Origin of the sequence: Arenibacter nanhaiticus (assembly GCF_900141935.1) — a bacterium.
Taxonomy (GTDB): domain Bacteria; phylum Bacteroidota; class Bacteroidia; order Flavobacteriales; family Flavobacteriaceae; genus Arenibacter; species Arenibacter nanhaiticus.
On sequence record NZ_FQYX01000008.1, the window covers coordinates 22025 to 48496 of the forward strand.

At 40.3% G+C, this 26472-nt stretch carries 25 protein-coding genes; 5 read left to right on the forward strand and 20 right to left on the reverse strand.

All coding sequences use genetic code 11. The annotated features are described in order from the left end of the window. Positions 1-13: 13 nt before the first annotated feature. The gene (locus tag BUA16_RS06755) at positions 14-295 is read right to left on the reverse strand and encodes a hypothetical protein (RefSeq protein ID WP_072763993.1); all 282 of its coding nucleotides are present in this window, start codon (positions 293-295) and stop codon (positions 14-16) included. Next, entirely contained in the window at positions 288-1067 is a 780-nt protein-coding gene (gene surE, locus BUA16_RS06760) for a 5'/3'-nucleotidase SurE (protein WP_072763994.1), read from the reverse strand. The genes BUA16_RS06755 and surE overlap by 8 nt, the downstream gene beginning before the upstream one ends. 300 nt (positions 1068-1367) lie before the next feature. Between surE and BUA16_RS06765 the strand changes: the two genes are divergently transcribed. Further along, complete coding sequence (locus BUA16_RS06765) at positions 1368-3548, forward strand: carboxy terminal-processing peptidase (protein ID WP_072763995.1); 2181 nt, start codon at positions 1368-1370, stop codon at positions 3546-3548. 193 nt (positions 3549-3741) lie between these two features. On the opposite strand, the gene BUA16_RS06770 is transcribed toward BUA16_RS06765, so the two are convergent. From BUA16_RS06770 to msrB, 4 genes are all read right to left on the reverse strand, one after another. Further along, a complete protein-coding gene (locus BUA16_RS06770) occupies positions 3742-5307 on the reverse strand; it encodes a protein adenylyltransferase SelO (RefSeq protein WP_072763996.1) in 1566 nt (521 codons plus the stop codon). A gap of 37 nt (positions 5308-5344) precedes the next feature. Further along, complete coding sequence (locus BUA16_RS06775; RefSeq protein ID WP_072763997.1) at positions 5345-5614, reverse strand: GNAT family N-acetyltransferase; 270 nt, start codon at positions 5612-5614, stop codon at positions 5345-5347. 91 nt (positions 5615-5705) lie between these two features. Continuing rightward, positions 5706-6257, reverse strand: coding sequence for a peptide-methionine (S)-S-oxide reductase MsrA (gene msrA / locus BUA16_RS06780; RefSeq protein ID WP_072763998.1), 552 nt, complete (start codon positions 6255-6257; stop codon positions 5706-5708). Then, on the reverse strand, positions 6247-6705 hold the full coding sequence (gene msrB, locus BUA16_RS06785; protein WP_072763999.1) for a peptide-methionine (R)-S-oxide reductase MsrB: 459 nt from the start codon (positions 6703-6705) through the stop codon (positions 6247-6249). The genes msrA and msrB overlap by 11 nt, the downstream gene beginning before the upstream one ends. A 175-nt stretch (positions 6706-6880) precedes the next feature. On the opposite strand from msrB, the gene BUA16_RS06790 reads away from it, so the two are divergent. After that, a complete protein-coding gene (locus tag BUA16_RS06790) occupies positions 6881-7681 on the forward strand; it encodes a DNA/RNA non-specific endonuclease (RefSeq protein WP_072764000.1) in 801 nt (266 codons plus the stop codon). Here the strand turns inward: BUA16_RS06790 and rodA are convergent. The 7 genes from rodA to BUA16_RS06825 form a co-directional block, all read right to left on the reverse strand. Further along, on the reverse strand, positions 7678-8967 hold the full coding sequence (gene rodA / locus BUA16_RS06795; RefSeq protein ID WP_394333069.1) for a rod shape-determining protein RodA: 1290 nt from the start codon (positions 8965-8967) through the stop codon (positions 7678-7680). The genes BUA16_RS06790 and rodA overlap by 4 nt on opposite strands. Beyond that, positions 8951-10819 carry a penicillin-binding transpeptidase domain-containing protein gene (locus BUA16_RS06800; protein WP_072764001.1) on the reverse strand — a complete coding sequence of 623 codons (1869 nt, stop codon included), beginning with the start codon at positions 10817-10819 and terminating at the stop codon, positions 8951-8953. Before BUA16_RS06800 ends, rodA begins: the two co-directional genes overlap by 17 nt. After that, positions 10816-11136 (reverse strand): hypothetical protein, encoded by a 321-nt coding sequence (locus BUA16_RS19145; protein ID WP_317045387.1) that lies wholly within the window; start codon positions 11134-11136, stop codon positions 10816-10818. Before BUA16_RS19145 ends, BUA16_RS06800 begins: the two co-directional genes overlap by 4 nt. 181 nt (positions 11137-11317) lie before the next feature. Beyond that, positions 11318-12133: a rod shape-determining protein MreC gene (mreC, locus tag BUA16_RS06810; RefSeq protein WP_072764003.1), complete on the reverse strand. Its 816-nt coding sequence runs from the start codon at positions 12131-12133 to the stop codon at positions 11318-11320. A gap of 118 nt (positions 12134-12251) precedes the next feature. Continuing rightward, positions 12252-13280 carry a rod shape-determining protein gene (locus BUA16_RS06815; protein WP_072764004.1) on the reverse strand — a complete coding sequence of 343 codons (1029 nt, stop codon included), beginning with the start codon at positions 13278-13280 and terminating at the stop codon, positions 12252-12254. A gap of 54 nt (positions 13281-13334) precedes the next feature. Continuing rightward, positions 13335-14867, reverse strand: a complete 1533-nt coding sequence (gene purH, locus BUA16_RS06820; RefSeq protein ID WP_072764005.1) for a bifunctional phosphoribosylaminoimidazolecarboxamide formyltransferase/IMP cyclohydrolase — start codon at positions 14865-14867, stop codon at positions 13335-13337. Positions 14868-14959: 92 nt separating this feature from the next. Continuing rightward, complete coding sequence (locus BUA16_RS06825; RefSeq protein WP_072764006.1) at positions 14960-15412, reverse strand: GAF domain-containing protein; 453 nt, start codon at positions 15410-15412, stop codon at positions 14960-14962. Between the two features lie 144 nt (positions 15413-15556). On the opposite strand from BUA16_RS06825, the gene BUA16_RS06830 reads away from it, so the two are divergent. The 3 genes from BUA16_RS06830 (at position 15557) to BUA16_RS06840 (ending at position 18813) form a co-directional block, all read left to right on the forward strand. After that, on the forward strand, positions 15557-15973 hold the full coding sequence (locus BUA16_RS06830; protein WP_143150468.1) for an HYC_CC_PP family protein: 417 nt from the start codon (positions 15557-15559) through the stop codon (positions 15971-15973). A gap of 174 nt (positions 15974-16147) precedes the next feature. Continuing rightward, on the forward strand, positions 16148-18379 hold the full coding sequence (locus tag BUA16_RS06835) for a TonB-dependent receptor (protein WP_072764007.1): 2232 nt from the start codon (positions 16148-16150) through the stop codon (positions 18377-18379). A gap of 77 nt (positions 18380-18456) precedes the next feature. Further along, entirely contained in the window at positions 18457-18813 is a 357-nt protein-coding gene (locus BUA16_RS06840; protein WP_072764008.1) for a heavy-metal-associated domain-containing protein, read from the forward strand. Between the two features lie 359 nt (positions 18814-19172). Here the strand turns inward: BUA16_RS06840 and groL are convergent, their stop codons facing one another. From groL to miaB, 7 genes are all read right to left on the reverse strand, one after another. After that, positions 19173-20801, reverse strand: a complete 1629-nt coding sequence (gene groL / locus BUA16_RS06845; RefSeq protein ID WP_072764009.1) for a chaperonin GroEL — start codon at positions 20799-20801, stop codon at positions 19173-19175. A 99-nt stretch (positions 20802-20900) separates the two neighbouring features. Beyond that, positions 20901-21179 (reverse strand): co-chaperone GroES, encoded by a 279-nt coding sequence (locus BUA16_RS06850; protein ID WP_072764010.1) that lies wholly within the window; start codon positions 21177-21179, stop codon positions 20901-20903. Positions 21180-21324: 145 nt separating this feature from the next. Then, complete coding sequence (gene secG, locus BUA16_RS06855) at positions 21325-21678, reverse strand: preprotein translocase subunit SecG (protein ID WP_072764011.1); 354 nt, start codon at positions 21676-21678, stop codon at positions 21325-21327. Positions 21679-21681: 3 nt separating this feature from the next. Next, positions 21682-22599, reverse strand: a complete 918-nt coding sequence (locus BUA16_RS06860) for a hypothetical protein (RefSeq protein WP_072764012.1) — start codon at positions 22597-22599, stop codon at positions 21682-21684. A 3-nt stretch (positions 22600-22602) separates the two neighbouring features. Further along, positions 22603-23121 carry an LptE family protein gene (locus tag BUA16_RS06865; protein ID WP_072764013.1) on the reverse strand — a complete coding sequence of 173 codons (519 nt, stop codon included), beginning with the start codon at positions 23119-23121 and terminating at the stop codon, positions 22603-22605. A gap of 1 nt (position 23122) precedes the next feature. Continuing rightward, on the reverse strand, positions 23123-24394 hold the full coding sequence (locus tag BUA16_RS06870; protein WP_072764014.1) for a sigma-54 interaction domain-containing protein: 1272 nt from the start codon (positions 24392-24394) through the stop codon (positions 23123-23125). Between the two features lie 75 nt (positions 24395-24469). Next, positions 24470-25927 carry a tRNA (N6-isopentenyl adenosine(37)-C2)-methylthiotransferase MiaB gene (miaB, locus tag BUA16_RS06875; protein WP_072764015.1) on the reverse strand — a complete coding sequence of 486 codons (1458 nt, stop codon included), beginning with the start codon at positions 25925-25927 and terminating at the stop codon, positions 24470-24472. Positions 25928-26472: the final 545 nt, after the last annotated feature.

A 26472-nucleotide genomic window follows, 5' to 3' on the forward strand; every position in this document is an offset into this window, starting at 1 on the left:
ATTTCGTCGACTTTTAAAAGACCTTATAATATAAAATTAGAATAGCGGTGAACAGTGTTGCCATCATAACCCCTCTGGCCCTATAATCTCTTCGAAGCTTTAAAAATCCAAAAAAGGCAAACAAATTCAATATTGCTCCAAGTGCCAATAGGCTCCCTACATGCCCTTGGGCAACAGCTGCCTGGTAAGTTTCCAAGATTCCGAAGTCAGAGAACAACACGATATAGGCAAGGGTTCCTATCGTATTGGCTATGAGTCCTACAACAAATCCTATTAATATCTCTTTTTTAATCATTTAGGTTCCAGTTGTTAATGAGTTGTATGGCGTGGTGTGCGGTTAGGTCAAATTGGGTAGGGACCACGGATATGTATCCTTGCGACAAGGCAAATTCGTCGGTGTCTTCTCCTTTATCCAACAGTTCAAATTCACCGGTAAGCCAATAGTATTCTTTGCCCGTAGGATTGGTGCGCTTATCGAATTTTTCCTTCCAATTAGCACGTGCCTGTCTGCAAATCCTAATGCCTTTTGGAGCTTCGGAAGTAGTTTTGGGTATGTTTACGTTGAGTACTACGCCTTTTGGAATGCCATTTTGCAAGGCTTCTTGGACTATTTTTTGAATGCTTTCTTTGGCCAGGTCAAAATTGGCATCCCAAGAATAATCGCAAAGCGAAAAACCAATGGCGGGAATTCCTTCGATACCGGCTTCAATGGCCGCACTCATAGTACCGGAATAAATAACATTTATAGATGAGTTAGAGCCATGGTTGATGCCACTGACGCAAAGATCGGGTTTCCGGTCCAATAATTCCTGAAGTCCCAATTTTACACAGTCGGCCGGGGTACCACTACAACTGTATTCCTGCTCTATCCCATTTTCAAGGTCTCTTTGGGATTTCTTAATATAGAGGGTGTTGTCGATTGTAATGGCATGTCCCATTCCGGACTGTGGACTATCCGGAGCAACTACTACTACATCGCCTATTTCTTTCATAAAACGAATTAACGCCCTTAGACCAGGGGCAGTAATACCATCGTCATTGGTAACAAGAATCAAAGGTTTTGTCATGGCATATAATTTATGGGGCAAAAATACGTTTTTAATATGTTATTGGTTTTAGCCTATATGGCTAGCTCTTAGAAAGTTTAAAAATTAAGATACATTTTTAAAGAATCAAGGATAATCCTTTGTTTTCTAGAAAAGCCTGTATATAATATTAACAAAACATTAATGTCATAAATGCTAATACTGGCATGGTTTTTACTTTATTTTAGGCGAATCCTTATAATTTCTGGGATTTAAATGGCAAAGCTAGGATTACGCTTGCCATTTGATTAATTTTATAGAATCCGAATAATATAAAAATAGATGAAAAGAAATTTAGCTTACGCATTATTAGTAATGCTTGTTGCGGTGGCTTCATGTAGTTTTACCAATAAAACTTTTGAAACAGATGATAAGGATAAGTTATTGTTGGATTTGATTACTTATGTACTGGAGCGAGGCCATTATCAGCCCAAAGATATTAACGATGATTTCTCGGTAGAAGTGTTTGATAGTTTTATAGATATAATAGATCCTACCAAACGTTATTTCTTAGCGAGCGATATAGAAGAGTTTGAAAAGTACAAATTTCAGATTGACGATCAGATAAAGAATGTCGATATTACCTTTTTCGATATCGTTTACGGGCGCCTTGTACAAAGAATGGCCGAAGCCAAAGAAATTTACAGGGAAGTTTTAAAGGAGCCTTTTGATTTTTCGGTAGAGGAAACATTGGATGTTAAGTACAATAAACAGCCGTTTGTATCTTCTAAAAAGGAATTGAAAGAGCGCTGGAGAAAGCAATTGAAATATGCTACTTTAGGAACTTATGACAGCAAATTAGAAGGCAACAAGCTCAAAGCGGTAGATAAGGAAACCGATGTAAATAAGGAGGGCCCTTCCAATGCTTTTGAAGACAATACCCCTGCGGCTCCATTGGGTCCGGCGGAAGCAGAGAAGGTCGCAAGGGAATCGACTAAAAACACCTTGGACGATTATTTTGAGTTCATAGATGAATTAGAGCGTAAAGATTGGTTTGTACAATACTTAAATACTATTGTAGAAGTTTTTGATCCCCATACTTTTTATTTTGCCCCAGATGACAAAGAAAAATTCGATACCAGTATGTCTGGAAAATTCGAAGGGATTGGCGCTAGGTTGCAAAAGAAAAAAGACCAAACCAAAATTGTAGAAATCATTTCTGGTGGTCCGGTTTGGAGGAACCAACAAATTGAAGTTGGTGACGAGATCTTAAAAGTAGGTCAAAACGGCGAAACTCCCGTTGATATTGTGGGGATGCGTTTAGATGATGCCATTAAATTTATTAAAGGCCCCAAAGGGACCATTGTAGATTTAACGGTAAGAAAAGTAGACGGTTCCATTATCGTAGTTTCTTTGATGCGCGATGTAGTAGAATTGGAGGAATCTTATGCTAAATCTGCCACTGTAACAAAAAATGGGCAGAAATATGGACTGATCAATCTTCCTAAATTTTATGTGGATTTTGAAGATTACAACGAGCGAAATGCAGCCACCGATGTGGCTAAGGAAATAGAACGCTTAAAAGAGGCCGGTGTCGAAGGGTTGATATTGGACTTAAGGGACAACGGTGGTGGATCTTTGAAGACCGTAGTCGATATGGCCGGGCTTTTTATCAAAGAAGGACCTATCGTACAGGTGCGATCTACCAATAAAGCACCAGAAGTGTATAACGATAAGGATGACCGAATTCAGTGGGACGGACCTTTGGTTATATTGGTGAACGAATTGTCGGCCTCAGCTTCGGAAATTCTGGCAGCTGCGATGCAAGATTATAAAAGAGGGGTGGTAATAGGAAGTAAGCAGACCTTTGGTAAAGGTACCGTTCAGAATGTAATTCCTTTAGAGAATATTGTTCGTAGTAATGAATACGGAGATTTAGGAGCGATAAAAATTACGACCCAGAAATTTTATAGAATTAATGGGGGCTCAACCCAGTTGGAAGGAGTAAAGAGCGACGTGATTGTTCCAGACCGTTATAGTTATATTGATATAGGAGAAAAAGATCAGGAAAACCCGTTGGGTTGGGATAAAATAGCCCCGGCAAAATATGCTCCATGGGACGGGTACATCGATTATGAAGCAACGATTGCCAATAGTACCAAAAGGATGGCTGGTAACGAGCAGATAAAACTGATAGATGAAAATGCTAGATGGATTAAGAAAGCTCAGGACGAAACGATAGTTTCCTTAAAGTATAACAACTATAAGAAAGAGTTGGAAAAGGATAAGGAGACAGCCAAGTATTTTAAAACTATCAATGATTACAATTCTCATTTGCTTTTTGAATCTTTAGGCTACGAAAAAGAGCTTTTTGCAAAAGATACGGTGCTAAAGGAAAAACGTGTTCGTTGGCATAAGGATCTGACAAAAGACGTATATATAGAAGAAGCGGTAAACGTTTTGCAGGATTTAAAAATGAATCATATAAATGAGACAAAAGTTGCCAGTGTTAAAAATAAATAGTTGCCATCAATAATGGTACAAAAAAAACCTGCTCTAGAGCAGGTTTTTTTGTTTTTGGGCTGTAGGATTATTGTTAATCGATTCCCGCGTTAGGGACCGCAGCGGCATCCCCGCAGCAAGGCAAGGGATATAGCGAAGGCCCCGACCGACGAAGGAGGGAACGCCCAAATTATTCTTCTAAAAATTATTAAAGTTAGGAACTACAGGATAACATAGAGCAGCCTGGCTTGTTTCTTGCCCATTCGGGTCGTTTGGCAAACCATTTTACCTTTTCCTCTTGTTCGCTATACGGAGCTTTTAAGAGCTGGTACAGTTCTTCGATTACCGAATAATCGCCCTTGTCCGCGGCTTCAATAGCCAATTGTGCCATATAATTTCTAAGCACATATTTAGGGTTTACGGCATTCATTTTTTGTTGTCTCTCTAAATCCGACAAACGTTCTTGCCTTAAACGCGCTACATAGGAAACGAACCAATGTTTCCATGTTTCGCGTACATTTTCGTCAAGTTCTTGGGGAGCATAGAAGGCCTCTATCACCACGGATAAAAAATCGTCTGTGACCGCTTTGTCCTTTTTGATATCGGCCAGGTTCCGGAAGAAAATAGTCATATCCGTTTCTGTCAGTTGCAGGTTTTCTTCTAAGGTATTGATCAGCGCAATGTCGCGGGCATCTTTTTCGAACAGTCCGATCTTAGACTTCATCATGCTAAGATATTGTTGCTGATAAGCGTCTTGGTAGCCTTTTAGAACGGCCTCCACGGGCGCTGTCTCATCTATGAGAGGGTAGAGGGCATTGGCCAGACGATATAGGTTCCAAAGGCCTATATTGATCTGGTTGCCGTATCGGTAGCGTTTATGCTGACGGTCCGTGGTGTTCGGGGTCCAACCCTCATCATATCCTTCCAGCCAACCATATGGCCCATAATCGATCGTTAACCCTAAAATAGACATATTGTCGGTATTCATTACCCCGTGGACAAAACCAACCCGCTGCCAATGAATAATCATTTCCAAGGTACGCTCTGTGACTTCTTTAAGAAATAGCAGGTAACCTTCTTTGCTGCCCGATTGAATGTGGGGAAAGAAGTGTTTTATAGTATAATCTGCCAGGGTTTGAAGCGTCTCTTTATCTTCCCTGGCCATTAAAATCTCAAAATTTCCGAAGCGCAAAAAGGAAGGTGCTACTCGGCACACTACAGCCCCTTTTTCATATTCGGGATTTCCTGTATATAAGATGTCGCGTAAGACCTTATCTCCGGTTTCGCATATGGATAAGGCTCTTGTGGTAGGGACTCCCAAATGGAACATGGCTTCGCTACATAAATATTCCCTTATTGAAGAACGAAGTACGGCCAAGCCATCTGCTGTTCTAGAATAGGGAGTTTCTCCGGCGCCCTTTAGTTGTAGCGCCCAATGTTTGTTGTTATGGGTTGTTTCGAACAAATTTATAGCCCGCCCATCGCCTAGCTGTCCGGCCCAATTCCCAAATTGATGTCCCCCATAGCACATGGCATAAGGCTGTGTATCTGGGTAAATAGCGTTGCCAGAAAATATGTCTAGAAAGACCTCGGAACAGAGGTCTTTTTCTTCCATCCCTAATTCCTCGACCATTTCATGAGAGGCGTGTACCAAAACAGGCTTGCTTGTTTTTTTAGGACTTACATAAGAAAAGCAAGCGTTTACCTGCCTTCGGTAATTCTCTAGAATAGGATCTGCAGGGAGTTCCTTGGTAAATGTATCTTTGATGTTAAATTTCATTTGTGTGCTATGTTGGACTGCTTAAATCGCTGTCCGATTATTCAATGATGGCATTCCATTTTTTACTGCTACGGGCTATTTTGTCGACGTATGAGCAAACAGCCACTGCCTTGTAGCCTTCCTCCGTTAATTTTTCAAAAGTTTTTTCGACCAAGATTTTTCCATACCCTTTAGATCGTACATGAACGGGAACTTCTGAATACGTTAAAAACATTTTTCCTTGGCTAAGACTATAATCTACCGTAGCGATCCCGTCGTCTAAGGGCAACTTATACCGGCGGTTTTCCTTGTCGTGTTGTATTTCCAATTTGTTGTTTTTTTAGGAGGTTGTAGTATTTTTATTAAATCGACTTTCTTTTGCAAAGGTGCCCAGATCGGTTTGTAGAAGGCCTATGCTTCTACATCTTAGTGTTCTTTAATTTATCGGCATGTAGCTGTCTTAGTTTTGCCAATTTAGGGGTAATCACCGCACTGCAATAGGCTTGTGTTTTATTGTTCCGATAATACCCCTGGTGCTCTTTCTCGGCATCATAAAAAATTCCGGCTGCGCTAATTTCGGTTACTATAGGATGGTCGTAATATTGCGCTACTTCCTTCACCGTTATTTCGGCTAACATTTTTTGTTGCTCGTTGTGGTAATAAATTACCGAGCGGTATTGGGTGCCAACATCGGCCCCCTGACGGTTTAAGGTGGTAGGGTCATGGCTTGTCATAAATACGGACAGCAAATCTTGATAGGAAATTTTATTGGCATCAAAGGTTATTTGCACCACTTCTGCATGACCGGTAAGGCCAGAACAGACTTCCCTATAGGTAGGTCTGCCCGGAGCGTTGCCCCCGGTATATCCGGAAACTACCTTTTCTACGCCATTCACTTCCTGAAATACGGCTTCTATACACCAAAAGCATCCGCCGCCTATGGTGATCAATTCTAATTTTTTATTGCTCATGAGTGTGTTTTTCCAAAGTTATGGATTCAGAATTTATACAAAAGCGCAAACCGCTTGGGGGCGGACCATCGGGGAATACATGTCCCAAATGACCATCGCAGGTATTGCACATGACTTCTACTCTAATCATCCCATAACTATTGTCTTTTTCGTATTTAATGGCATTTTGTTGAATTGGCTGTGTAAAACTTGGCCATCCTGAATTGGAATTAAATTTTATGGTCGAATCGAAGAGGGGGGCATTACAACAAACACAGTGGTATTTTCCCGACTCATGGCTACTGCACAAGGCACCGCTATGTGCGGGTTCTGTTCCTTTTTCCCTAGCTATCCTAAATTGGGAAGGAGAAAGTAGTGCTTTCCATTCTTCGCTAGTTTTATCTACTCTTTTGTCGGGCTTTGGATTGCCCATGACACAGTAATTAATGATGTCTTTCCAAGTTAGCATAGTAAAATTTCTTTTTTATTTTATGGGTTATCCTTTGTGCCTTTTAGGCATAGGACGAAAAATAGTTATATACAGGCTTGATGGCGGTTACATCTTTTTCCATTTTGTCGCTTCCAAGCCGGTCAACTTACAAAGTTGCCCGTAGCAATATAGGGAATTCAGTTATCTTTGGCCTATGCATGCAACTAAGAAAAATAGACGTATTTATACTTTGTTATTGGCCATATGTATGGTCGGGTTTTGGCTTTTTGAAAACTTCTATAGGCCTGCTAGCCCCACCGATTCTAAGGAGCCGTTAACAACTGAAGCCCTATTGCCTCATTCGAATACGGGGGTGGTGGTTAACCATAATTATTATGTGTTATCTTATAGCGAGCCTCATGAACAGGCAGAATGGGTGGCTTACGTTTTGGAGCGGGAGCATTTGACCTATGACGATAGAAAAAGACCTTATTTTATAGCGGACCCCAAGGTGGGCAGCAAGTCCGCAGATTGGAGAAACTACAAGGGCTCGGGATACGACCGCGGACATTTATGCCCGGCTGGGGACCGCAGGTTTTCGGAAGCGGCCTTTAACGAAACCTTTTACACCAGTAATATTAGTCCACAAGACAGGGAATTTAATGCAGGGGTATGGAATCGTTTGGAGAAACAGGTTCGGTATTGGGCCAAAAAAGAAGGGCCGTTGTTTGTGGTAACAGGGGGAGTGTTGGAAGAGGGACTTCCCAGTATAGGCGAGGAGAACGTGGCAGTGCCCAAATTTTATTATAAAATAGTAGCCAAAGGGAAAGGGGCCGACTTAAAAGTGCTGGCTTTTCTTTTTCCTCATAGGGAAAGCAATGCCAAATTAAGCCGTTTTGTGGTACCGGTAGATGAGGTGGAAGCCTTGACGGGAATCGATTTTTTCCCAGATCTTCCCGATACTCAAGAAACAAAATTGGAAGCCAAGAAAGACCTTTCTACCTGGAAGTTTTAAAAGAGTTCTTTTAATCTGTTGGCATCTAATTTTAGGAAAATAAACAATAAGGCCGTAAAAAAGAGTAGGCCCGAGCCACCATAGCTAAAAAAAGGCAAGGGAATCCCGATCGTGGGCAAAATACCGATAACCATACCAATATTAATAAAATAATGGACCAATAATATGGAAATCACCCCATAGCCGTACATTCGGCTAAAGGGGTTTTTTTGTCGTTCCGCCAAATAAACCAGCCGCAGCAGCAGTGTCGTAAAAAGGATTACTACCGTGGAGGTACCTAAAAAGCCCCATTCTTCACCTACGGTACTAAAAATGTAATCGGTATGTTGTTCGGGAACAAAATTTCCCTTGGTACGGGTGCCTTCTAAAAACCCTTTTCCAAAGAATCCCCCAGATTCAATAGCTTTTTCAGATTGATAGGTGTTGTAGCCAATGGTTCTTATAATCTCATTTAATTTTCTGGGGTCTTTTTCTAAGCGTAGCCAAAGGCTAAAACGGTCGCGGTGCCTTTGTTCGAAGACAGAATTATAAATAAAACTAACCGAAAAGGAAAAGAGTATGGTAGCCACAAAAACCAAGGAAAGGGGTATGACGGGCACCTTAAAAGATGGTTTCTTTAACAGTAGGAATAAAACCAAAAGCAAGGCTAGAATTATCAATACCCAAAGCGTCCCGTATATAAGGGTAAGAACAAAAATCACTAAAAGCGCAGTAGCAATACCCAAGTAATATAGGGGCAGGCCTTCTCGGAAAATAACAAAGCTCATCGCAAAGAAGACCAAGGCGCTCCCAGGGTCGGGCTGTGGCACGATAAGAATTACCGGGATAAGCAGTATTCCCAAGGCGTACAACTGGTCCTTAGGACGTTTAATATCGGTCCGTATATCACTGAGATACTTGGCCAGGGCGAGGGCAGTGGCAACTTTAGCCAACTCCGAGGGTTGTAAATTGAAAAAACCGAGGTTATACCAAGAGGTTGCTCCGTTAATGGTTTTTCCAAAGGGGTATATGCCCAGTAATAACACCATGGAAACAAGGTACAGCAAGCCCGAAAATCGTTCATAAAAATTAGCCTCTATTGCCAAGAGGAGGACAATGGCAATACCACTGGCCATAATAAAGGACAATTGTTTGCCATGTAGGGCAGAAAAGTTCAAAATATTGGCGGTATCCTCTGTAACCGTAGCGGAATATATATTTAGCCACCCTATAAAAACCAAGGCTATATAGAGCAGCACACTAAACCAATCTAACCTTTTAATGACACTTTTACCAGACACGCTCATTTATTTTAAAAGGTTGTCCACTATACGGTTTTGCATATTCGGCTTCTAAGGTTTTTTCTAACATTCTCTTTTCCAGGTCTGTTCTTGTAATTTCTCCTTTGATGTATTTCTCGATCATCAAGGACGCTATATGTCCGGCATATCTAGATCCGAAGTAGCCGTTTTCGATGTATACGGCAATGGCGATTTTCGGATTTTCTACAGGGGCAAAAGCGATAAATACGGAATGGTCGGTTAATTGGGTACGCACCCCGTCTATCCTGGTAAAGTTTTCTACCGTTCCTGTTTTTCCTGCAATGGTGATATCATTTACCTTTAGCCATCTGGCGGTTCCATGTTCATATACATTGGCCATGGCTTGTACAACGCCATCAAAATGCCTTTTGTCTATGGTGGTGTGTTTAGGTATGGTGTATTCTGGTATGTCAATAGGCGCTCCTTCTATTTCCTTAAGGATGTGTGGCGTAAAATAATATCCCTTGTTGGCAATAGCAGCGGTCATGTTTGCCAATTGTATAGGGGTAGTGGCAATTTCACCCTGTCCTATAGAATTGGAAATAATATAGGAAGAAGCCCATCTGTTCTTTCCGTATACCCTATCGTAATATTCTTTAGAAGGGATGCGTCCTGGTCTACCGGTAGGAAGGTCGTATCCAAGGTAAGTGCCCAGGCCAAAACTTTTAGCATGCTCTTCCCAAACATCCATACCTTCGGCGGTAGTGTTGTATTTATCGTAAATTTTTCTAAAGGCTACAGCAAAATAGGCATTGCAAGATTTAAAGATCCCGCTATTAAGGTCTCTCATGCCGCCTCCACAGTGGCAGCCTCTTTTCTTATTTCCGACATAAAATCCGTTGTAACACGGAATTTTGGTAGTGGGGGTAACAACCCCTTCCTGTAGGGCTATTAGGGCATTCAATATTTTAAATGGGGATCCAGGGGATGGTTCGGCCAAAATAGAACGGTCCCATGTAGGTTTAGCGATACTATCGTAATGTAGTTTGCTGTAATTCTTAGAGCGATCCCTACCAATCAACAGAGAGGGATCATAGGTAGGGCCGGAAATCAGGGCCAATATTTCACCTGAACTGGGTTCCAAGGCTGCGATGCCCCCTCGTTTTCCAACCATTAATTTTTCCCCGTATTCTTGCAATGCCTTATCTAGAGTCACGGTTATTTCCCTTCCTTGGGTAGGTAGCGTATCTAGAAGCCCATCTTTATAAGGACCAATATCTCTGTTAAATCGGTCTTTTTGAATGTATTTTACGCCTTTATGGCCTCGCAAGATATGTTCATATTGTTTTTCTATTCCGGTACGGCCAATAAGTTCCCCTGCTATATAGTGTGGGTTGTTCTGTAAATCTCGGGCATTGACCTCTGCGATATATCCTAAAACATTGGCACCACTATCGGTGTCATAGTAGCGTAAGGATCGTTTTTGGATGTAAAATCCTTGAAAGCGCCTCATTTTTTCCTGAAGCCTAGCATAATCTTTTTTGGAAAGTTGCGGCACTAAAACCGAGGGCAGTCTAGGGGAATATACCCGTGCTTTGGCCAGTTGGGTTTTAAATGTCTTTTTATCGATCCCCAATAATGCGCAAAATTCTAGGGTGTCCAGGGGTTGAACCTCTCTAGGAATGACCATTACGTCATAAGCCGGTTGGTTGGCAACTAAAAGCTCCCCTTTCCTATCAAAAATATAACCGCGTTCTGGGTAGTCGTAGATAGCTTTTATGGCCGGATCTTCCATAACTTGGTTAGGGGAAAAACTAAATATCTGTAGATAGGATAATCTGGCGATAAAAGTAATCCCTATAACAAGGATGATAGCAGCTAATAAAAATTTTCTCATTCTTTTTTCACACTAAAGAGTGACCCTAAAAGTAAGCTCATGATTAGGGTCGCAAGGCTTATGGACGCAACTTTTTTCAAAATTAGTAGGACGTTTTCATAACTAAAAATTTCTAGGTTAAAGAAAACGAAGTGATGAATTACGATCATTAAGGCTAAACATGTTATGCGCTGTGCTCTGTTGGTATTGGTCAGTTTAAAATTTTGGAGTTCAAAATTTACGCCAAAGCAAAAACGCATAATGGTTGGTCGCAAATAGGCCAGGGTTACGGTAGATGCCGCATGAATGGCCATGGTGTCCGAAAATATATCGACCATTAGTCCCATTAAAAAACTTATAAAAATAAAAAGAGACCTATTTTGGGTTAATGGATACCAATACAGAAACAAAATATAAACCATTGGGTTTATATATCCAAAAAAATTGAGCCTATTAAAAACAAGGACCTGTACCAAAATTAGTAATATAAATCTAGTCGTATTTATAAGGTAGCCATTACTAGTCATTTTTGGTCGTAGATTCTAATTGTTGTATTTCTTCTCGGTGGTGGTTCTCTATAATATAAATATGTTTAACATTGGTCATATCGTTAAAGAGGGCCACATCTATGTGATACGAGTTTTGGGTGTTGTTTAGATTGAAATTCTTTATAATTCCTATAGGAATGTTTTCTGGAAAGATACTAGAACTTGCCCCAGTAACGATGGTGTCTCCGATATTTATAGGTACTAACCTTTGTATATCGGTAAGTTGAACGGTGTTGTAATCTTTGGTGTCCCAAACTAAAGAGCCAAAATGGTTGGTATTTTTAATTTTGGCATTGATACGCGAGTTGGTGTTCAAGATACTCTGTACGGTAGCAAAATTCGGGGAAATATTTTCTATAATTCCCAGGATACCATTGGCCGTAATAACGCCCATGTCGGCTTTTATACCATCATTTCTTCCCTTGGCTATAGTGATATAATTTTTTGGTAAAGAGAAGCTATTCTTAATAATTTGAGAGGCAATTACAGTGTATTTATAATTGCTGGTATCTAAAGGGATGGTATCTTTTTCTGTTTTGTTAAACAAAAGAAATCGAAGTCTTTGGTTTTCTTCCTGGAGATTTTGGTTTTGTTCTTTTAGGCTAAAATAGGAGGAAATATTACTTTGTGTTTGAAAGATATTCCCGGTGAGCCAATTAGCAGAGTTAAAGAACTTGGAATGGTGGTACAAATGCGATTGCACCGTAAAAGCAAAGGAAATAGTGAACAGCAAGACATAGAGTAAGAAATTCTTGTTTCTTATTATAAAATTGATAATCTGCTGCATTCACCTAGATTGTTTTTTTAATTCTTTTTATTGTAAAGGATTGAAAGGAAGGTCTTTGAAGACCTTCCTATATTTAATTTTATGATTTTTCCTAGTAGGAAGTACGTTAATCGAATTGTTATTTGATTAGAATACTCTTGTAGCGATCTAGGTTTTTTAGAGCAATACCAGTACCTCTGACAACGGCTCTTAAAGGATCTTCCGCGATATATACGGGAAGATCGGTTTTTTGCGACAATCTTTTATCCAATCCTCTTAACATAGAACCTCCACCGGCTAAATAAATACCGGTATTGTAAATATCGGCCGCCAATTCTGGAGGCGTCTGCGATAAGGTTTCCATTACCGCGTCTTCTACCCTTAATATGGACTTGTCCAGTGCCTTCGCTATTTCGCGGTAAGAGACGGCAACTTGTTTTGGCTTTCCAGTTAAAAGATCGCGCCCTTGCACGGACATTTCATCTGGAGGTGTTTGCAAGTCTTCTGTCGCCGAACCTATCGTTATTTTTATGTTTTCGGCAGTAGTTTCCCCAACATAGAGGTTGTGCTGCGTTCGCATATAGTAAATAATGTCATTGGTAAAAACATCTCCTGCAATTTTAACGGATTTATCACATACAATTCCCCCTAAGGCAATAACCGCAATTTCGGTGGTACCCCCTCCTATATCAACGATCATATTTCCTTTTGGTTGCATGATATCCAGGCCAATACCAATGGCTGCTGCCATGGGCTCGTGAATAAGGTATACTTCTTTGCCATTCACTCTTTCGGCAGACTCTTTTACCGCGCGCATTTCTACCTCGGTAATGCCTGAAGGAATACAAATAACCAATCTTAATGCTGGAGGAAACCATTTTTTCTTTAAGGCCGGAATATTTTTAATAAACATCATGAGCATCTTTTCAGAGGCATCAAAATCTGCGATAACGCCATCTTTTAGAGGGCGTACGGTTTTGATGTTTTCATGTGTTTTTCCCTGCATCATGCTGGCTTCTTTCCCGACAGCAATAATTTTACCACTAATTCTGTCCCTAGCAACGATCGATGGACAGTCTACTACCACCTTATCGTTGTGAATAATGAGGGTGTTAGCAGTTCCTAAGTCTATTGCTATTTCCTCGGTTAAGAAGTCAAAAAATCCCATTTATTAATTGTTAGGTGTCTGTTTTTTAATGTATAATGCTCTAATGTATTAAATTTAATGTTTAAAATGACGTGTTCCTGTCATAACCATTGCAATTTTATTGTCATTACAATAATCAACACTCAATTGATCTTTGATTGATCCTCCTGGTTGTATAACGCTTGTTACCCCACTTTTATGCGCAATTTCTACACAGTCTGGGAATGGGAAAAAAGCATCACTGGCCATTACAGCCCCATTCAGGTCAAAATTAAAGGACTGTGCCTTGTGAATTGCCTGGTTCAAGGCGTCTACACGAGAAGTCTGTCCTGTTCCACTAGCACATAATTGCTTGTTCTTTGCCAAAACAATAGTGTTGCTTTTGGTGTGCTTACATAATTTAGAAGCAAAAATCAAATCTTCCAATTCTCTTGCCGATGGTTTCTCGGTAGTTACATTGGTTAGGTCTTCAAGAGTGTCGGTCTTATCGTCCTTTCCTTGTACCAATATTCCGTTTAGACATGTTCTTACCGTAGTTGTTGGTAAGGCAGCGTCCTTTTGGATTAAAATAATACGGTTCTTTTTTCCTTTTAGAAGTTCCAAGGCCTCGGCATCATAACTTGGTGCAATTACGACCTCACAGAAAAGTCCGTGAATTTCTTGTGCCGTAGCCAAGTCAATGGTAGTATTACTGATCAATACCCCTCCAAAGGCTGACACTGGATCTCCTGCCAAAGCATCTACATACGCTTGGTGAATAGTGCTTCTTGAAGCCAGCCCACAGGCGTTATTGTGCTTTAAAATAGCAAAAGTAGGCTCGTTTTCTTTAAATTCGTTGATAAGGTTCACGGCCGCATCAACATCTAACAAGTTGTTATAAGAAAGTTCTTTTCCGTTCAGTTTTTCGAACATAGCGTCGAAATCTCCAAAGAAGAATCCTTTTTGGTGTGGGTTTTCCCCGTAACGCAATACCTGGCCGTTATCTTCACTGATTTTTAAGGCAACCTCTTCTTGGTTTTGGTTAAAGTAGTTAAAGATAGCAGAATCGTAGTGAGAAGACACGTTGAACGATTTTGTGGCAAAACGTTTTCTGTCTTCCAAGGTAGTACTACCGTTTCCTTTGGTAATTATATCAAGAACTTCATCGTAATCCTTCATTGAAGAAACACAAAGAGTGTCTTTATAGTTTTTGGCAGCAGCTCTGATCAACGAAATTCCGCCTATATCTATTTTCTCGATAATATCTTGTTCTGAAGCACCGCTAGCAACCGTTTTTTCGAACGGATATAGGTCAACAATAACGATATCCAATTGCGGAATTTCAAATTCTTTTAATTGTTCCTGATCTTTCTCGTTGTCCTGTCGGTTTAAAATACCACCAAAAACTTTTGGGTGTAATGTTTTAACCCTGCCGCCCAAAATAGACGGATAGCTGGTAACGTCTTCCACAGGAACTACATCAATGCCTAATTCTTTTATAAAGGTTTCAGTGCCTCCAGTAGAATAGATGGTTATACCTAGTTCGTTAAACTTTTTTACTAAGGGCTCTAGGCCATCTTTATGAAATACAGAAATTAAGGCTGAAGTAGCTTTTTTTGTGGTACTCATTTTTATGTGCTTATTGTTAAGGATTATAAGGACGCAAAAGTAATATTTTGAGCGCAAATAACAGTAGTAATACTAATAATCAATGGAAAGTTTTATAGAATTTCTGCTACTTTCGCATTTATGTATTCCAAAAAGCGTTCATCGGCTTCGGAAAAGGGATCAGCGGTATTAGAATCTATGTCTATTTGTCCTATGTTTTTGCCATTGACAAACAATGGGACAACAATTTCAGCTTTTACCGTAATGCTACATGCTATATAGTTGTCCTGTGCTTTTACATCGGGGACAACAAAATTTTGGTTGGATACCGCTACTTGTCCACAAATACCCTTGCCAAAAGGAATAATCGTATGGTCTGTCGGTGCTCCGGCATAAGGCCCTAGTTTTAGCTCCTCCTTGTCTCCATTTTTAAAATAAAAGCCCACCCAATCGTAATAAGGGACATTTTCCTGTAAAAGCGTACAAACAGCTTGTAGTTTTTCTGTGGTATCTATTTCTTTATCCTCAAGGATAAGTGTAACTTTTGGTCGTAATGCCTCTAACATAAAAATAAATTTGTTCAAAAATAAGGCTAATTCAAAATATTTTCATGGTAAAGTGCCTAAAATTAAGTTGATAAACTACCTAAAATTTAGTTAATGTTATTTGGAGGATTCCTAATTTTGCGCTTATTGTATACTTTAGCACTTATGAAAGGAAAGGCTTTTAGGATCGTATCGACCGTGATGGCATTTTTGATGCTACTCTCCAGCGTGTCTTGGACCATAGAAAAGCACTACTGTATGGGAAGCCTTATCGATGTGGCTTTTTTTCATAAGCCGGATAGCTGTGGGATGCCTTTGGACGATACCGTGGTTTCCCAAGCCGTGATCAGCGATCTCAATGCCTGTTGCAGTAACGAAATCATTACTATCCCAGGACAAGAGGAATTAAATTTGTCCTCTGGAAGTTTTGATTTGGATCAACATGTATTCCTTGCGGCATATGTTTTCTCCTATTACAACTTATTTAATGTGGCTCCGGAACGTCTTGTTCCTTTCAGCGATTATCAGCCTCCAATGGTGGTCAAGGACATTTGTGTGCTGGACCAGGTTTTTCTAATTTGATTTTTCAGGGTTTTAAGTAAGGTGCTTGCCGTTTTTTAATGGGGAGCATGACTTGGTATTTTATCAAGAGAAAATTATTTTTAATAAATTGAAAATTCCAAGGTGTCCTTATAAATAAGGCTTTCTACGGCTATATGGGTATCTTGATCAAGAAAATTATAATACTTAAACTCAATGAAATTTTATATTTTTTTATTGTTGTTGCTTCCTTGTGTGGCCTTGTCACAAAGTAAGGTAGAAGGAAGGATCAACGAAGCCAATGCCGAAAACAAACCCATGGGGCTTGCTGGTGCCAATGTGTATTGGTTGAACTCTCCGATAGGTACGGTCACCAAGGACGACGGTAGTTTTGTGATACCTTTTGATGCTGCATATTCGCACTTGGTCATTAGTTATGTGGGTTTTGAGACCGATACCTTGCAGATAAGTGCCCCAAAAAAGGTGCAGCATTGGATGCGTCCTGCTAATTCCTTGGACGAGGTCGTTGTGCAGCAAAAAAGGGAGGCTGTTCAAAAGTCTTTCTTCAGCACTCAAAATGTGGTCACCATTAATAGTGCGGAACTGCTAAAAGCGGCTTGTTGTAACCTGTCGGAAAGCTTTGAAACTAACCCGGCCATAGACGTAAACTTTTCCGATGCCCTTACGGGAACCAAACAAATACAAATGTTGGGACTTACCAGTCCATATTTGTTAATTACCCAAGAGAATATTCCCATGGTGAGAGGCGCTTCTCAGGCCTATGGGTTGACCTTTACCCCTGGGACATGGGTAGAGAGCATTCAGATAACCAAAGGAGCCGGGAGCGTAGTCAATGGCTATGAAAGTATTTCGGGCCAGATTAATACCGAATTGGTGAAGCCTTTTACTGATAATGCTTTGTTTGTGAACGGCTATGCGAATTTAAACGGCAGGTTAGAATTGAATACTCACTTTAATAAAAAACTGACCGATAAATTAAGTACCGGACTCTATGTTCATGGAAGTGAAAGAAGGGTGAAGGAGGATGAGAACAAGGACGGATTTTTAGATGCTCCCTTGGGCAAGCAGATCAATGTTTTAAATAGATGGCAATACCAAAATGCAACAACGGGTTGGGTAGGTTTTTTTAACGTACGTTTTTTAAATGATGAAAAGCAATTAGGCGAAACCCGCTTTGATGCCGATACAGATAAGTTTACCGAAAACGCCTGGGGGAGCGAGATCGATACCAGAAGGTTCGATACTTCGGTGAAATTGGGGTATGTATTTCCCGAACTTCCTTTTCAGAGTCTTGGCTTTCAGGCGGCGTATAACATTCATAAGCAAGATTCTTATTTTGGTCTTAACCAATACAATATTGATCATGAGAGTTTGTACAGTAACCTAGTGTTTAATTCTATCATCGGCAATACCTTTAATAAGTTTAAAACGGGTCTTACTTTTGCCTACGACGGGTATAACGAATTGGTAAATGTGCAGGATTACTCCAGAACCGATAAATCTGCCGGTGCCTTCTTTGAATATAGTTATGACAACCAAAAGGCCTTAAGCTTAACGGCTGGTGTCCGTGTAGACACCCACAATGCCCTTGGTGCCTTTATTACCCCAAGGGCACATATACGTTACATTCCTTGGGAGAATGCCACGCTTAGGGCTTCTGTAGGCCGAGGAAGGCGCGCAGCGAACATCTTTGCAGAAAACCAACAGTTGTTCGGTTCCTCGAGGCAAATTTTAGTAGAAGGGGGTAACAGGGGTATTTATGGGTTGCAACCAGAAGATGCTTGGAACTATGGCGTGAGTTTTTTACATGGATTTAGGTTGTTTAATAGGCCAGGGAGTATATCCTTGGATTATTATGTGACCGATTTTAAAAATCAGGTGGTCGTAGATTGGGAGCGGAAGCAGGAAGTGTCCTTTTATAATTTGGAAGGAAAGAGCAAGGCCAATAGTTTTCAGATCGAAGTAAATCACGATATCCTGAAAAATGTAGAACTAAGGACAGCCTACAAATTTTATGATGTTAGCACCGATTACAAATCGGGTTCGCTACAAAAGCCTTTACAGGCCCAGCATCGGTTTTTTGCGAATTTGGGATATGCTACCACCGCGAACCAAAGGGGAGGGCAGTGGCGATTCGATTATACCTTGCATAGTTTGGGGAAACAACGATTGCCTGCCAGTACTGCTGCTGCTTCAGAAACGATGAATGTCTATTCTCCTACCTACAGTCTGATGAATAGTCAGGTTACCAGAGTTTTTAATGCGCAATTTGAGATATATGTAGGCGGGGAAAATTTAACTAATTTTACCCAAGAGGATGCTGTGATAGGTGCCGATAATCCTTTCGGCCCCGATTTTGATACCGCTATTGTGTATGCCCCAATTATGGGACGAATGTTCTATGCAGGGTTTAGGTTTAAAATATAACAGAGCGATTGGGGCGTAGGACGAATTGATTAATAGACAAGTAAGTATATATAAAGTAATTTATAAAATAAAGACAGATGAAAAAAATAATTTTAGGAGTGGTATTTGCTTTTGTTTCTGTGGTAGTGAGCGCACAGGAAAAGAATAAAAAGATGAGTTTTGAAGTCGATGGAAAATGCGTGATGTGCAAAGAGCGTATAGAGCAGGCGGTATTGGGTGTAAAAGGAGTGAAGTATGCTTCTTGGGATATTCCGACACATGAATTATCCTTAATTGTAGATGAGCGCAAAACCAATGCGATGAAAATAAAAACGGCTATTGTTGCGGTTGGGCACGACACCAAAGAATTAAAGGCAACCGAGGAAGTATACGATAAGATACATCCTTGCTGTAAGTACCGAGAAGACAATACCGATGATAGCGGAAAGCACTAGAAGTGTTTAGAAATTTAAGGAGGATTCCTAGTCCGGCTAGAGCGGGCTGGGAAAGCCTCTCTTTAAAATGTGTCGTTGAGGTTTCAATATTTTCCAAGCTAGGTTTCTAAGGGGGACCCTTTAAAGGTCTAGGATTTTTATCTTAGTTCGTTATTTTGCGTTAGGGATCGCAGCGGCATCCCCGCAGCTGCGCAAGGGATATAGCGAAGAGCCCGCCCGACCTAGGAGGGAACGCCCAAAGGAGTATGCTAAAAGATATAGGAATTGAACCTTTACCTAGTATTTGGTATAAAAATAAAAACCGTCTCTGGAATTCCAAAGACGGTTTTTTGCGTTTTAAGGCATGCTGTAGTGTGCTACTACATCATTCCAGGCATTCCGCCACCCATTGGAGGGGCAGCAGGAGTGTCTTCCTTAATATCGGTTAAAGCACATTCTGTAGTTAAGATCATACCGGCAACAGAGGCAGCATTTTCCAAGGCTACTCTAGTTACTTTCTTAGGATCTATAATACCTGCTTTAAGCATATCTACATACGTTTCTGTTTTGGCATCATATCCAAAATCACCAGAACCGTCCAATACTTTAGCGACAACTACAGAACCTTCTCCACCAGCGTTTTCAACGATAGTTCTCAAAGGTGTCTCAATAGCTCTGGCTACAATTTGCAATCCAGTTGCCTCGTCAGCGTTTAGGGTTTCAATAGCAGCAAGCACAGCTTTAGCTCTTACCAAGGCAACACCACCACCGGCAACGATACCTTCTTCTACAGCAGCTCTAGTAGCGTGCAATGCATCGTCTACCCTGTCTTTTTTCTCTTTCATTTCTACTTCAGAAGCAGCACCTACGTAAAGGACGGCAACACCACCGGCTAATTTAGCCAAACGCTCCTGTAATTTTTCCTTGTCGTAATCTGAAGTAGTAGACTCTATCTGAGATTTAATTTGGTTGACTCTTGTTTTGATAGTTTCAGCATCTCCGGCACCATTCACAATAGTAGTATTGTCCTTGTCGATAGAGATTTTCTCACAAGTACCCAACATATCCAAGGTAGCATTTTCCATAGTGAAGCCTCTTTCTTCGGCAATCACTGTACCACCTGTAAGGATAGCGATATCTTCTAACATTGCTTTTCTTCTATCTCCAAATCCTGGAGCTTTTACAGCAGCAATCTTTAAAGAACCTCTTAATTTGTTTACTACCAAGGTGGCTAGGGCTTCCCCGTCTACATCCTCAGCAATGATCAAAAGTGGTTTTCCTGATTGTGCCACTGGCTCTAGTATTGGCAACAAATCTTTCATCGAAGAAATTTTCTTGTCGTACAACAAGATGTAAGGGTTCTCCAAGTCGGCCGTCATTTTTTCAGAGTCGGTTACGAAGTATGGAGAAAGGTATCCTCTGTCGAATTGCATTCCTTCAACAACGTCTACATAGGTATCGGTACCTTTTGCTTCTTCTACAGTGATAACACCTTCCTTACCTACTTTTTCAAAAGCTTGGGCAATAAGGTCGCCAATAGTTTCGTCGTTATTAGAAGAGATGGCAGCAACTTGTTTGATCTTTTCTGAAGAATCGCCTACTTTTTTGGTTTGTTTTGACAAATCTTCTACGATAGCCTCAACGGCTTTGTCGATTCCTCTTTTAAGATCCATTGGGTTAGCACCTGCCGCAACGTTCTTTAAGCCTTCTTTTACGATGGCTTGAGCCAAAACAGTAGCAGTAGTAGTTCCGTCACCGGCCAAATCGTTGGTTTTAGAAGCAACTTCCTTCACCATTTGCGCACCCATATTTTCTAATGGATCTGCCAATTCGATTTCTTTAGCTACAGTAACACCATCTTTTGTAATGTGTGGTGCTCCAAATGATTTGCTAATGATAACGTTTCTACCTTTTGGTCCTAAGGTTACTTTTACAGCGTTTGCCAAAGCATCGACACCTCTTTTTAGGCCGTCTCTTGCTTCGATATCAAATTTTATATCTTTTGCCATATTAAAAATTCTTTTTAATTGCCTGAGTATACAAGCAATGAGTGTGATTAATTATTTGATTTGTATTTGTCGTTAGCTTGCGCTAGAAAGAAATACAGATTATATGATTGCTAAGATGTCGCTTTCGCGCATCATCAGGTATTCTGTGCCTTCAAGTTTTAATTCCGTACCGGCGTATTTTCCGTAAAGAACTGTGTCTCCAACAACAACGGTAACTTTTTCGTCCTTTGTACCTGGACCAACAGCAACAACTTTACCTTTTTGTGGTTTTTCTTTTGCGGTATCTGGGATATAAAGACCTGAAGCAGTCTTTGTTTCAGCAGCCATAGGCTCTATAAGAACTCTATCCGCTAACGGTTTAATGCTAAGTTTAGCCATATTATTAGATTTTTATTATTTAATTATTTTGCATTAACATGGCAGAAATTATGCCATCTGTATAAAACTGACACTTTGTTAAAACAAAAATGCCAGCTTGTCATTAAAGCTGGCATTTTTTATATGTTATGTGAGTGTAGTTGTGTTATTCTGCACTGTCCTGTGGTGTTTCCAATTTAGTGGCAGGCGCTACTGGTTGCGCTTGCTCAGTTTTGGTTTCGACAGGGGCGCCATTCAGTAATTTTGAATCGTTACCGCTGAAATTTCCTTTTACGGCTACGTTCGAAAGTAAAATAAGGACAACTAATAAAGTTGCTAATGTCCAGGTACTCTTATCTAAGAAGTCACCTGTTTTCTTTACTCCTCCTACGACTTGGTTACTGGCTCCAAAGCTCGAAGATAGTCCGCCTCCTTTAGGGTTTTGTACCATTATTACAAGCATTAATAATAAGCAAACCAGGATGATAAGTGCCAAGAATATTGTAAACGTTGTATTCATTCTCTAAAGGTTTTCGTGTTGTATTTTTTCTATCTCTTTTATTCGGTCAGCAAAGAAACTACTTTTTTCTGGATATTTCAAACTTAAAATCTTGTAAGCCTGAATTGCTTTTTTATATTTCTTCTGTTCTAGATATACTTTTGCCAGGGTTACGGTCATTAATTGATTTTGATCAAAGGTGACAGATTCGGCAATATTAACCTTGGTGGTATTTTCTTTAGGGACTATTTTGGGGTTGTTCTCAATGAATTTATCGATGAGTTCAAACTTTTTGGTCTTAAGGCTATTCATCTTTTTTTGTGAAGCGTTTTCCTTGTTGGGGCTAGGTGGGTTGATAGTTTCTCTTGTTACAGGATCTTGATTGGTTAATTGCAACCATTCCCCGAAGGAATATTTTTCTTTTTTTGTAAACGGCAAAGGCTGCCCGATCTCCAGTGTATCCTCAACTTTTTTTTTGTCCTTTGCAATAGATAGGTCTATTTTGGGATCCTTGGATTTGAAAAGGGAAGGGTCTAGGAGGTTGTCAGCATCTTTTTTGGTTCTTGGCAGGGGTTCGTCTTCCGAGCTTGCTATAAGGGCTTTACTTTCCTTAAAATCCTGAACAAGTTCTTCCGAAACAATTTCGGTGTCGTTCAAGGAGGTCGATTTTCCCGAAATAGAATCGGCAATGCCATTTTGAAGAAAATCTTTGGAAGTAATAAAGTCGAACAATATATCCCGGTCCGCTGTATAGGCTGCCGTAATTTTTAGGGCATTGTTGTATTTAAAACTGTTAAGGTTCTTTAGTCCTTTTAGATGTAAGGCTCTTGCTGCCTGGAAATATGGGTATTCGGCCAGTACATCTTCTAGGTGATTGGTCTGTACAGGGGTAACGACCTTGTCCGGGTGTTGTAATAGATATGTAAAGTCCTGTACGTTCATGGTTTACCAGTCGGCCAATGATTTGTTGAAAATATCTTGGGTAATACGCTCAAAAATAATTTGGTGTGCCTCATCTTTTACCGTAGCTAACTGTGCGTTGGCAGGATAATCGAAAAAGAACGAAAAGCGCTGTTCAAAATCCACATTCTCCTTGGTATTGTTAAAAAAACGTACCTGTACGGCAATGCTCAAACGGTTTTGTGCGGCATTTTGTTGTGCGGTAGCCGACATGGGCGATACGCGGTACTCTACAATTTCGCCTTCGTACAATAGGTCACCATTCGCCTTTACCAGATCTAGGCTGGTCTGGTTTAAGATTAAATCCTGTAAGGCTAGGGTAAAATCCCTATCTACCCCCGGTTCAAAGGTGGACCCTGGATTTTGAGAGGCGTAATTTTGAAAATAGTTTACCTGAAAGGTTTTTGCGGTTCCTACATCCCCGCCCGTAAAATTATATATTCCGCAACCCATGGCCGTTAGAAGGACCATAAGAAGGAGTAATTGATTTTTAATTTTAAGCATTTTAAAGGTCGTATTGTTTGATTTTTCTATAAAGGGTGCGTTCTGAAATTCCTAGTTCTGTTGCTGCCGCTTTTCTTTTTCCCTTGTTTCTTTCCAGCGATTTCTTAATCAGTTCTATTTCCTTGTCGTGTAAAGATAAGGTTTCTTCTTCTTCAATTTCCTCGGCAAAATGATACTTGTCTTCTACTATAGGTTTGCCTACAACGGGCTCCCTAGGCGGCTCGGGCAGTTGCAAAACATTAAGTTCTGAGCTATCTTCTTCCTCGTTATATTGCTTTTCCCTTTCCCCGTAAATTTTTCGGATCAGGTTTTCGTTTTCTTCCTGAACCTTTTCCGTATCGTTATTTTTAAGGATCTCTAAAGTTAATTTTTTTAAATCGTTCAAGTCACTTTTCATGTCAAAAAGTACTTTGTACAAAATTTCGCGCTCATTGCTAAAATCACTTTCTTTTTTCTCTTTGGCTACAATAGCCGGGAGATTGGTATTAGAGGAGTTTGGCAAATAATTGTTCAGGGTTGTCATGGTGATGTTTCTGTCTTTCTCCAAGACAGAAATTTGTTCAGCAATATTTCGCAATTGTCGAATGTTCCCCGGCCAACGATATTTTATCAGCAGTTGAATGGCGTCATCTTCTAACCTAAGGGTGGGCATTTTGTATTTCTGACCAAAATCGGAAGCAAATTTTCGAAAGAGGATATGGATGTCCTCTTTTCGTTCTCGCAGAGGAGGAATATTGATTTCCACGGTACTTAACCGATAATACAGGTCTTCTCTGAATTTTTCGTTTTTAATGGCTTCAAACATATTGACGTTTGTTGCTGCTACGATTCTAACGTCGGTTTTTTGAACTTGTGAGGAGCCTACTTTTAAAAATTCTCCATTTTCCAATACCCTTAATAAACGCACCTGCGTGGTCAGGGGCAGTTCACCTACTTCGTCCAAAAAGATGGTACCTCCATCGGCCACTTCAAAATAACCGCTTCGGGTAGCGGTAGCTCCGGTAAATGCACCTTTTTCGTGTCCAAAAAGTTCACTGTCTATAGTTCCCTCGGGAATAGCACCACAGTTGACAGCGATGTATTTGGCATGTTTTCTGTGCGAAAGGGAATGGATGATTTTAGGGATAGCTTCCTTTCCAACACCACTTTCACCAGTGACCAATACAGAAATGTCTGTAGGGGAAACCTGGATTGCTTTTTCTATGGCACGATTGAGTTTTACATCGTTGCCAATGATCTCAAAGCGTTGTTTTATAGATTGAATCGATTCCATATTCTGAATAGAAATATTAGGCTGACCTTAAAATGTTGTTAAGTGAATTTTTGGGTTTCAAATCGGGTCCTGATTTTAATTGTTGTCCGAGAGACCTACCGCAGAACCAATGAGGGTACCTGAAGTACAGTCCGTAATTTTTACCAAAACAAAATCCCCAACCTTATATTGTTCTTTAGGGAAAACCACCACAGAGCTTTGGGAATTTCTTCCCATCCATTCCTGATCCGATTTTTTGGATGTTCCTTCGATTAGAACTTCTTCTATTTTTCCAATATGCTGTTTGCTCCTAAAGTGGCCGTGGGTTCTTTGCAAGGCGATAATTTCTGATAGCCTTCTGTTTTTTGTCTCTTGTGGCACATCGTCTTCCAAATTACGGGCGGCAGCGGTGCCAGGTCTTTCGGAATAGGCATACATATAGCCAAAATCGTACTTTATTTCTTCCATCAAAGACAGCGTGTCCTGGTGGTCTTGTTCGGTTTCTGTAGGGAAGCCGGTAATCATATCTTGTGAAATAGAGCAGTCTGGGATGATGGTTTTGATATTTTTTACCAGTTCTATATATTCTTCACGAGTATGTAGGCGGTTCATTTCCTTTAAAATTCTATTGCTGCCGCTTTGTACTGGAAGGTGAATATAGTTGCAAATATTTTTGTGCTTGGCTACCACTTTGACAACATCCAAGGTCATGTCCTGAGGATTAGAGGTAGAGAAGCGGATTCTTAATTTAGGTTGTGCTACGGCCACCATGTCCAAGAGGTCTGAAAAGTTTACGGCAGTAGCTTTCTGCATATCCGAGGCTTTTACAAAATCTTTTTTAAGTCCCCCACCATACCATAGGTAGCTGTCGACATTTTGGCCAAGAAGGGTAATTTCTTTAAACCCTTTTTCGCAAAGGTCGTTTACTTCTTCTAAAATAGATTGTGGGTCGCGACTGCGTTCTCTTCCTCTGGTGAAGGGCACCACGCAAAAAGTACACATATTATCACAGCCACGGGTAATGGAAACAAAGGCCGTGACCCCGTTTGAATTGAGTCTGACAGGTGCAATATCGCCATAGGTTTCTTCCTTGGACAAGATTACGTTTACCGCATTGCGGCCATCATCTACTTCTTGAATTAGATTGGGTAGGTCTTTATAGGCATCGGGGCCAACGACCATGTCAACAATTTTCTCCTCTTCAAGTAATTTTGTTTTAAGACGTTCTGCCATACAGCCTAGAACGCCCACTTTCATGTGCGGTCTTGTTCTTTTAACGGCATTGTATTTTTCAAGACGTTTCCTTACGGTAAGTTCTGCTTTCTCACGGATAGAGCAGGTGTTTACCAAAACAAGGTCTGCGTCTTCCAATTCCTGTGTGGTACTAAATCCTTCTTGGGAAAGAATGGAAGCAACAATTTCACTGTCCGCAAAATTCATGGCGCATCCATAACTTTCTATATACAGCTTTCGGCTGCTATTAGGTTTCTTTTCGATAGATAAGGCAGTACCTTGTACAGATTCGTCTATGATCTTTTCCTCGTTATTGTGCATTTGTCTTAAACTTTAAGGGTTTGCAAAGATAGCACTATATAGGGAGTTGTGACAAATTGACAGTTAAATATTTCTCAAAAATCAATAGTCGGACTAAAATTTCAACTTGTGAATAACGGGCTTTATGCCAGTTTTGTACATTGGGTTTCATATTTTCGGAGCAGCTTTGTATTTTGCATATGCAGATGTCTGTTGTTTTTTTAACGGTCATACTTGGGTTTCGCTCGGTACAAAGATGTGATCAGGATTTGCGACCAGTTTTCGGTCATGCTCATTTCAGGGATTGGTTTGTCCTTAATAATAAGGTTCAACTAATTTAAAAAATCCAAAAGGTCTTATAATTAAGGAATGTTTGCCTATTAATAGAGTATAGATTGCGTTTTTTTTGGAGAAGTGAGAATAGAAGACCGTTATGGGCCTTTTAGGCGGGTAGGGGCAGTGTTGAAAATAGTGAAAACTAATTCCTTTAAATACCATGTGATAAAAATTAGGGAAAAGAGAAGAAGTTTTTTACATTGGAGGAGTCTATAAAAAGGGACGTTTTT

Excerpts from the sequence above, each read along its gene's own strand:
- BUA16_RS06755 (WP_072763993.1), bottom strand. The coding sequence starts at position 295 with ATGATTAAAAAAGAGATATTAATAGGATTTGTTGTAGGACTCATAGCC.
- surE (WP_072763994.1), bottom strand. The coding sequence starts at position 1,067 with ATGACAAAACCTTTGATTCTTGTTACCAATGACGATGGTATTACTGCC.
- BUA16_RS06765 (WP_072763995.1), top strand. The coding sequence starts at position 1,368 with ATGAAAAGAAATTTAGCTTACGCATTATTAGTAATGCTTGTTGCGGTG.
- BUA16_RS06770 (WP_072763996.1), bottom strand. The coding sequence starts at position 5,307 with ATGAAATTTAACATCAAAGATACATTTACCAAGGAACTCCCTGCAGAT.
- msrA (WP_072763998.1), bottom strand. The coding sequence starts at position 6,257 with ATGAGCAATAAAAAATTAGAATTGATCACCATAGGCGGCGGATGCTTT.
- msrB (WP_072763999.1), bottom strand. The coding sequence starts at position 6,705 with ATGCTAACTTGGAAAGACATCATTAATTACTGTGTCATGGGCAATCCA.
- BUA16_RS06790 (WP_072764000.1), top strand. The coding sequence starts at position 6,881 with ATGCATGCAACTAAGAAAAATAGACGTATTTATACTTTGTTATTGGCC.
- rodA (WP_394333069.1), bottom strand. The coding sequence starts at position 8,967 with ATGAGCGTGTCTGGTAAAAGTGTCATTAAAAGGTTAGATTGGTTTAGT.
- BUA16_RS06800 (WP_072764001.1), bottom strand. The coding sequence starts at position 10,819 with ATGAGAAAATTTTTATTAGCTGCTATCATCCTTGTTATAGGGATTACT.
- BUA16_RS19145 (WP_317045387.1), bottom strand. The coding sequence starts at position 11,136 with ATGGTCGATATATTTTCGGACACCATGGCCATTCATGCGGCATCTACC.
- mreC (WP_072764003.1), bottom strand. The coding sequence starts at position 12,133 with ATGCAGCAGATTATCAATTTTATAATAAGAAACAAGAATTTCTTACTC.
- BUA16_RS06815 (WP_072764004.1), bottom strand. The coding sequence starts at position 13,280 with ATGGGATTTTTTGACTTCTTAACCGAGGAAATAGCAATAGACTTAGGA.
- purH (WP_072764005.1), bottom strand. The coding sequence starts at position 14,867 with ATGAGTACCACAAAAAAAGCTACTTCAGCCTTAATTTCTGTATTTCAT.
- BUA16_RS06825 (WP_072764006.1), bottom strand. The coding sequence starts at position 15,412 with ATGTTAGAGGCATTACGACCAAAAGTTACACTTATCCTTGAGGATAAA.
- BUA16_RS06830 (WP_143150468.1), top strand. The coding sequence starts at position 15,557 with ATGAAAGGAAAGGCTTTTAGGATCGTATCGACCGTGATGGCATTTTTG.
- BUA16_RS06835 (WP_072764007.1), top strand. The coding sequence starts at position 16,148 with ATGAAATTTTATATTTTTTTATTGTTGTTGCTTCCTTGTGTGGCCTTG.
- BUA16_RS06840 (WP_072764008.1), top strand. The coding sequence starts at position 18,457 with ATGAAAAAAATAATTTTAGGAGTGGTATTTGCTTTTGTTTCTGTGGTA.
- groL (WP_072764009.1), bottom strand. The coding sequence starts at position 20,801 with ATGGCAAAAGATATAAAATTTGATATCGAAGCAAGAGACGGCCTAAAA.
- BUA16_RS06850 (WP_072764010.1), bottom strand. The coding sequence starts at position 21,179 with ATGGCTAAACTTAGCATTAAACCGTTAGCGGATAGAGTTCTTATAGAG.
- secG (WP_072764011.1), bottom strand. The coding sequence starts at position 21,678 with ATGAATACAACGTTTACAATATTCTTGGCACTTATCATCCTGGTTTGC.
- BUA16_RS06860 (WP_072764012.1), bottom strand. The coding sequence starts at position 22,599 with ATGAACGTACAGGACTTTACATATCTATTACAACACCCGGACAAGGTC.
- BUA16_RS06865 (WP_072764013.1), bottom strand. The coding sequence starts at position 23,121 with ATGCTTAAAATTAAAAATCAATTACTCCTTCTTATGGTCCTTCTAACG.
- BUA16_RS06870 (WP_072764014.1), bottom strand. The coding sequence starts at position 24,394 with ATGGAATCGATTCAATCTATAAAACAACGCTTTGAGATCATTGGCAAC.
- miaB (WP_072764015.1), bottom strand. The coding sequence starts at position 25,927 with ATGCACAATAACGAGGAAAAGATCATAGACGAATCTGTACAAGGTACT.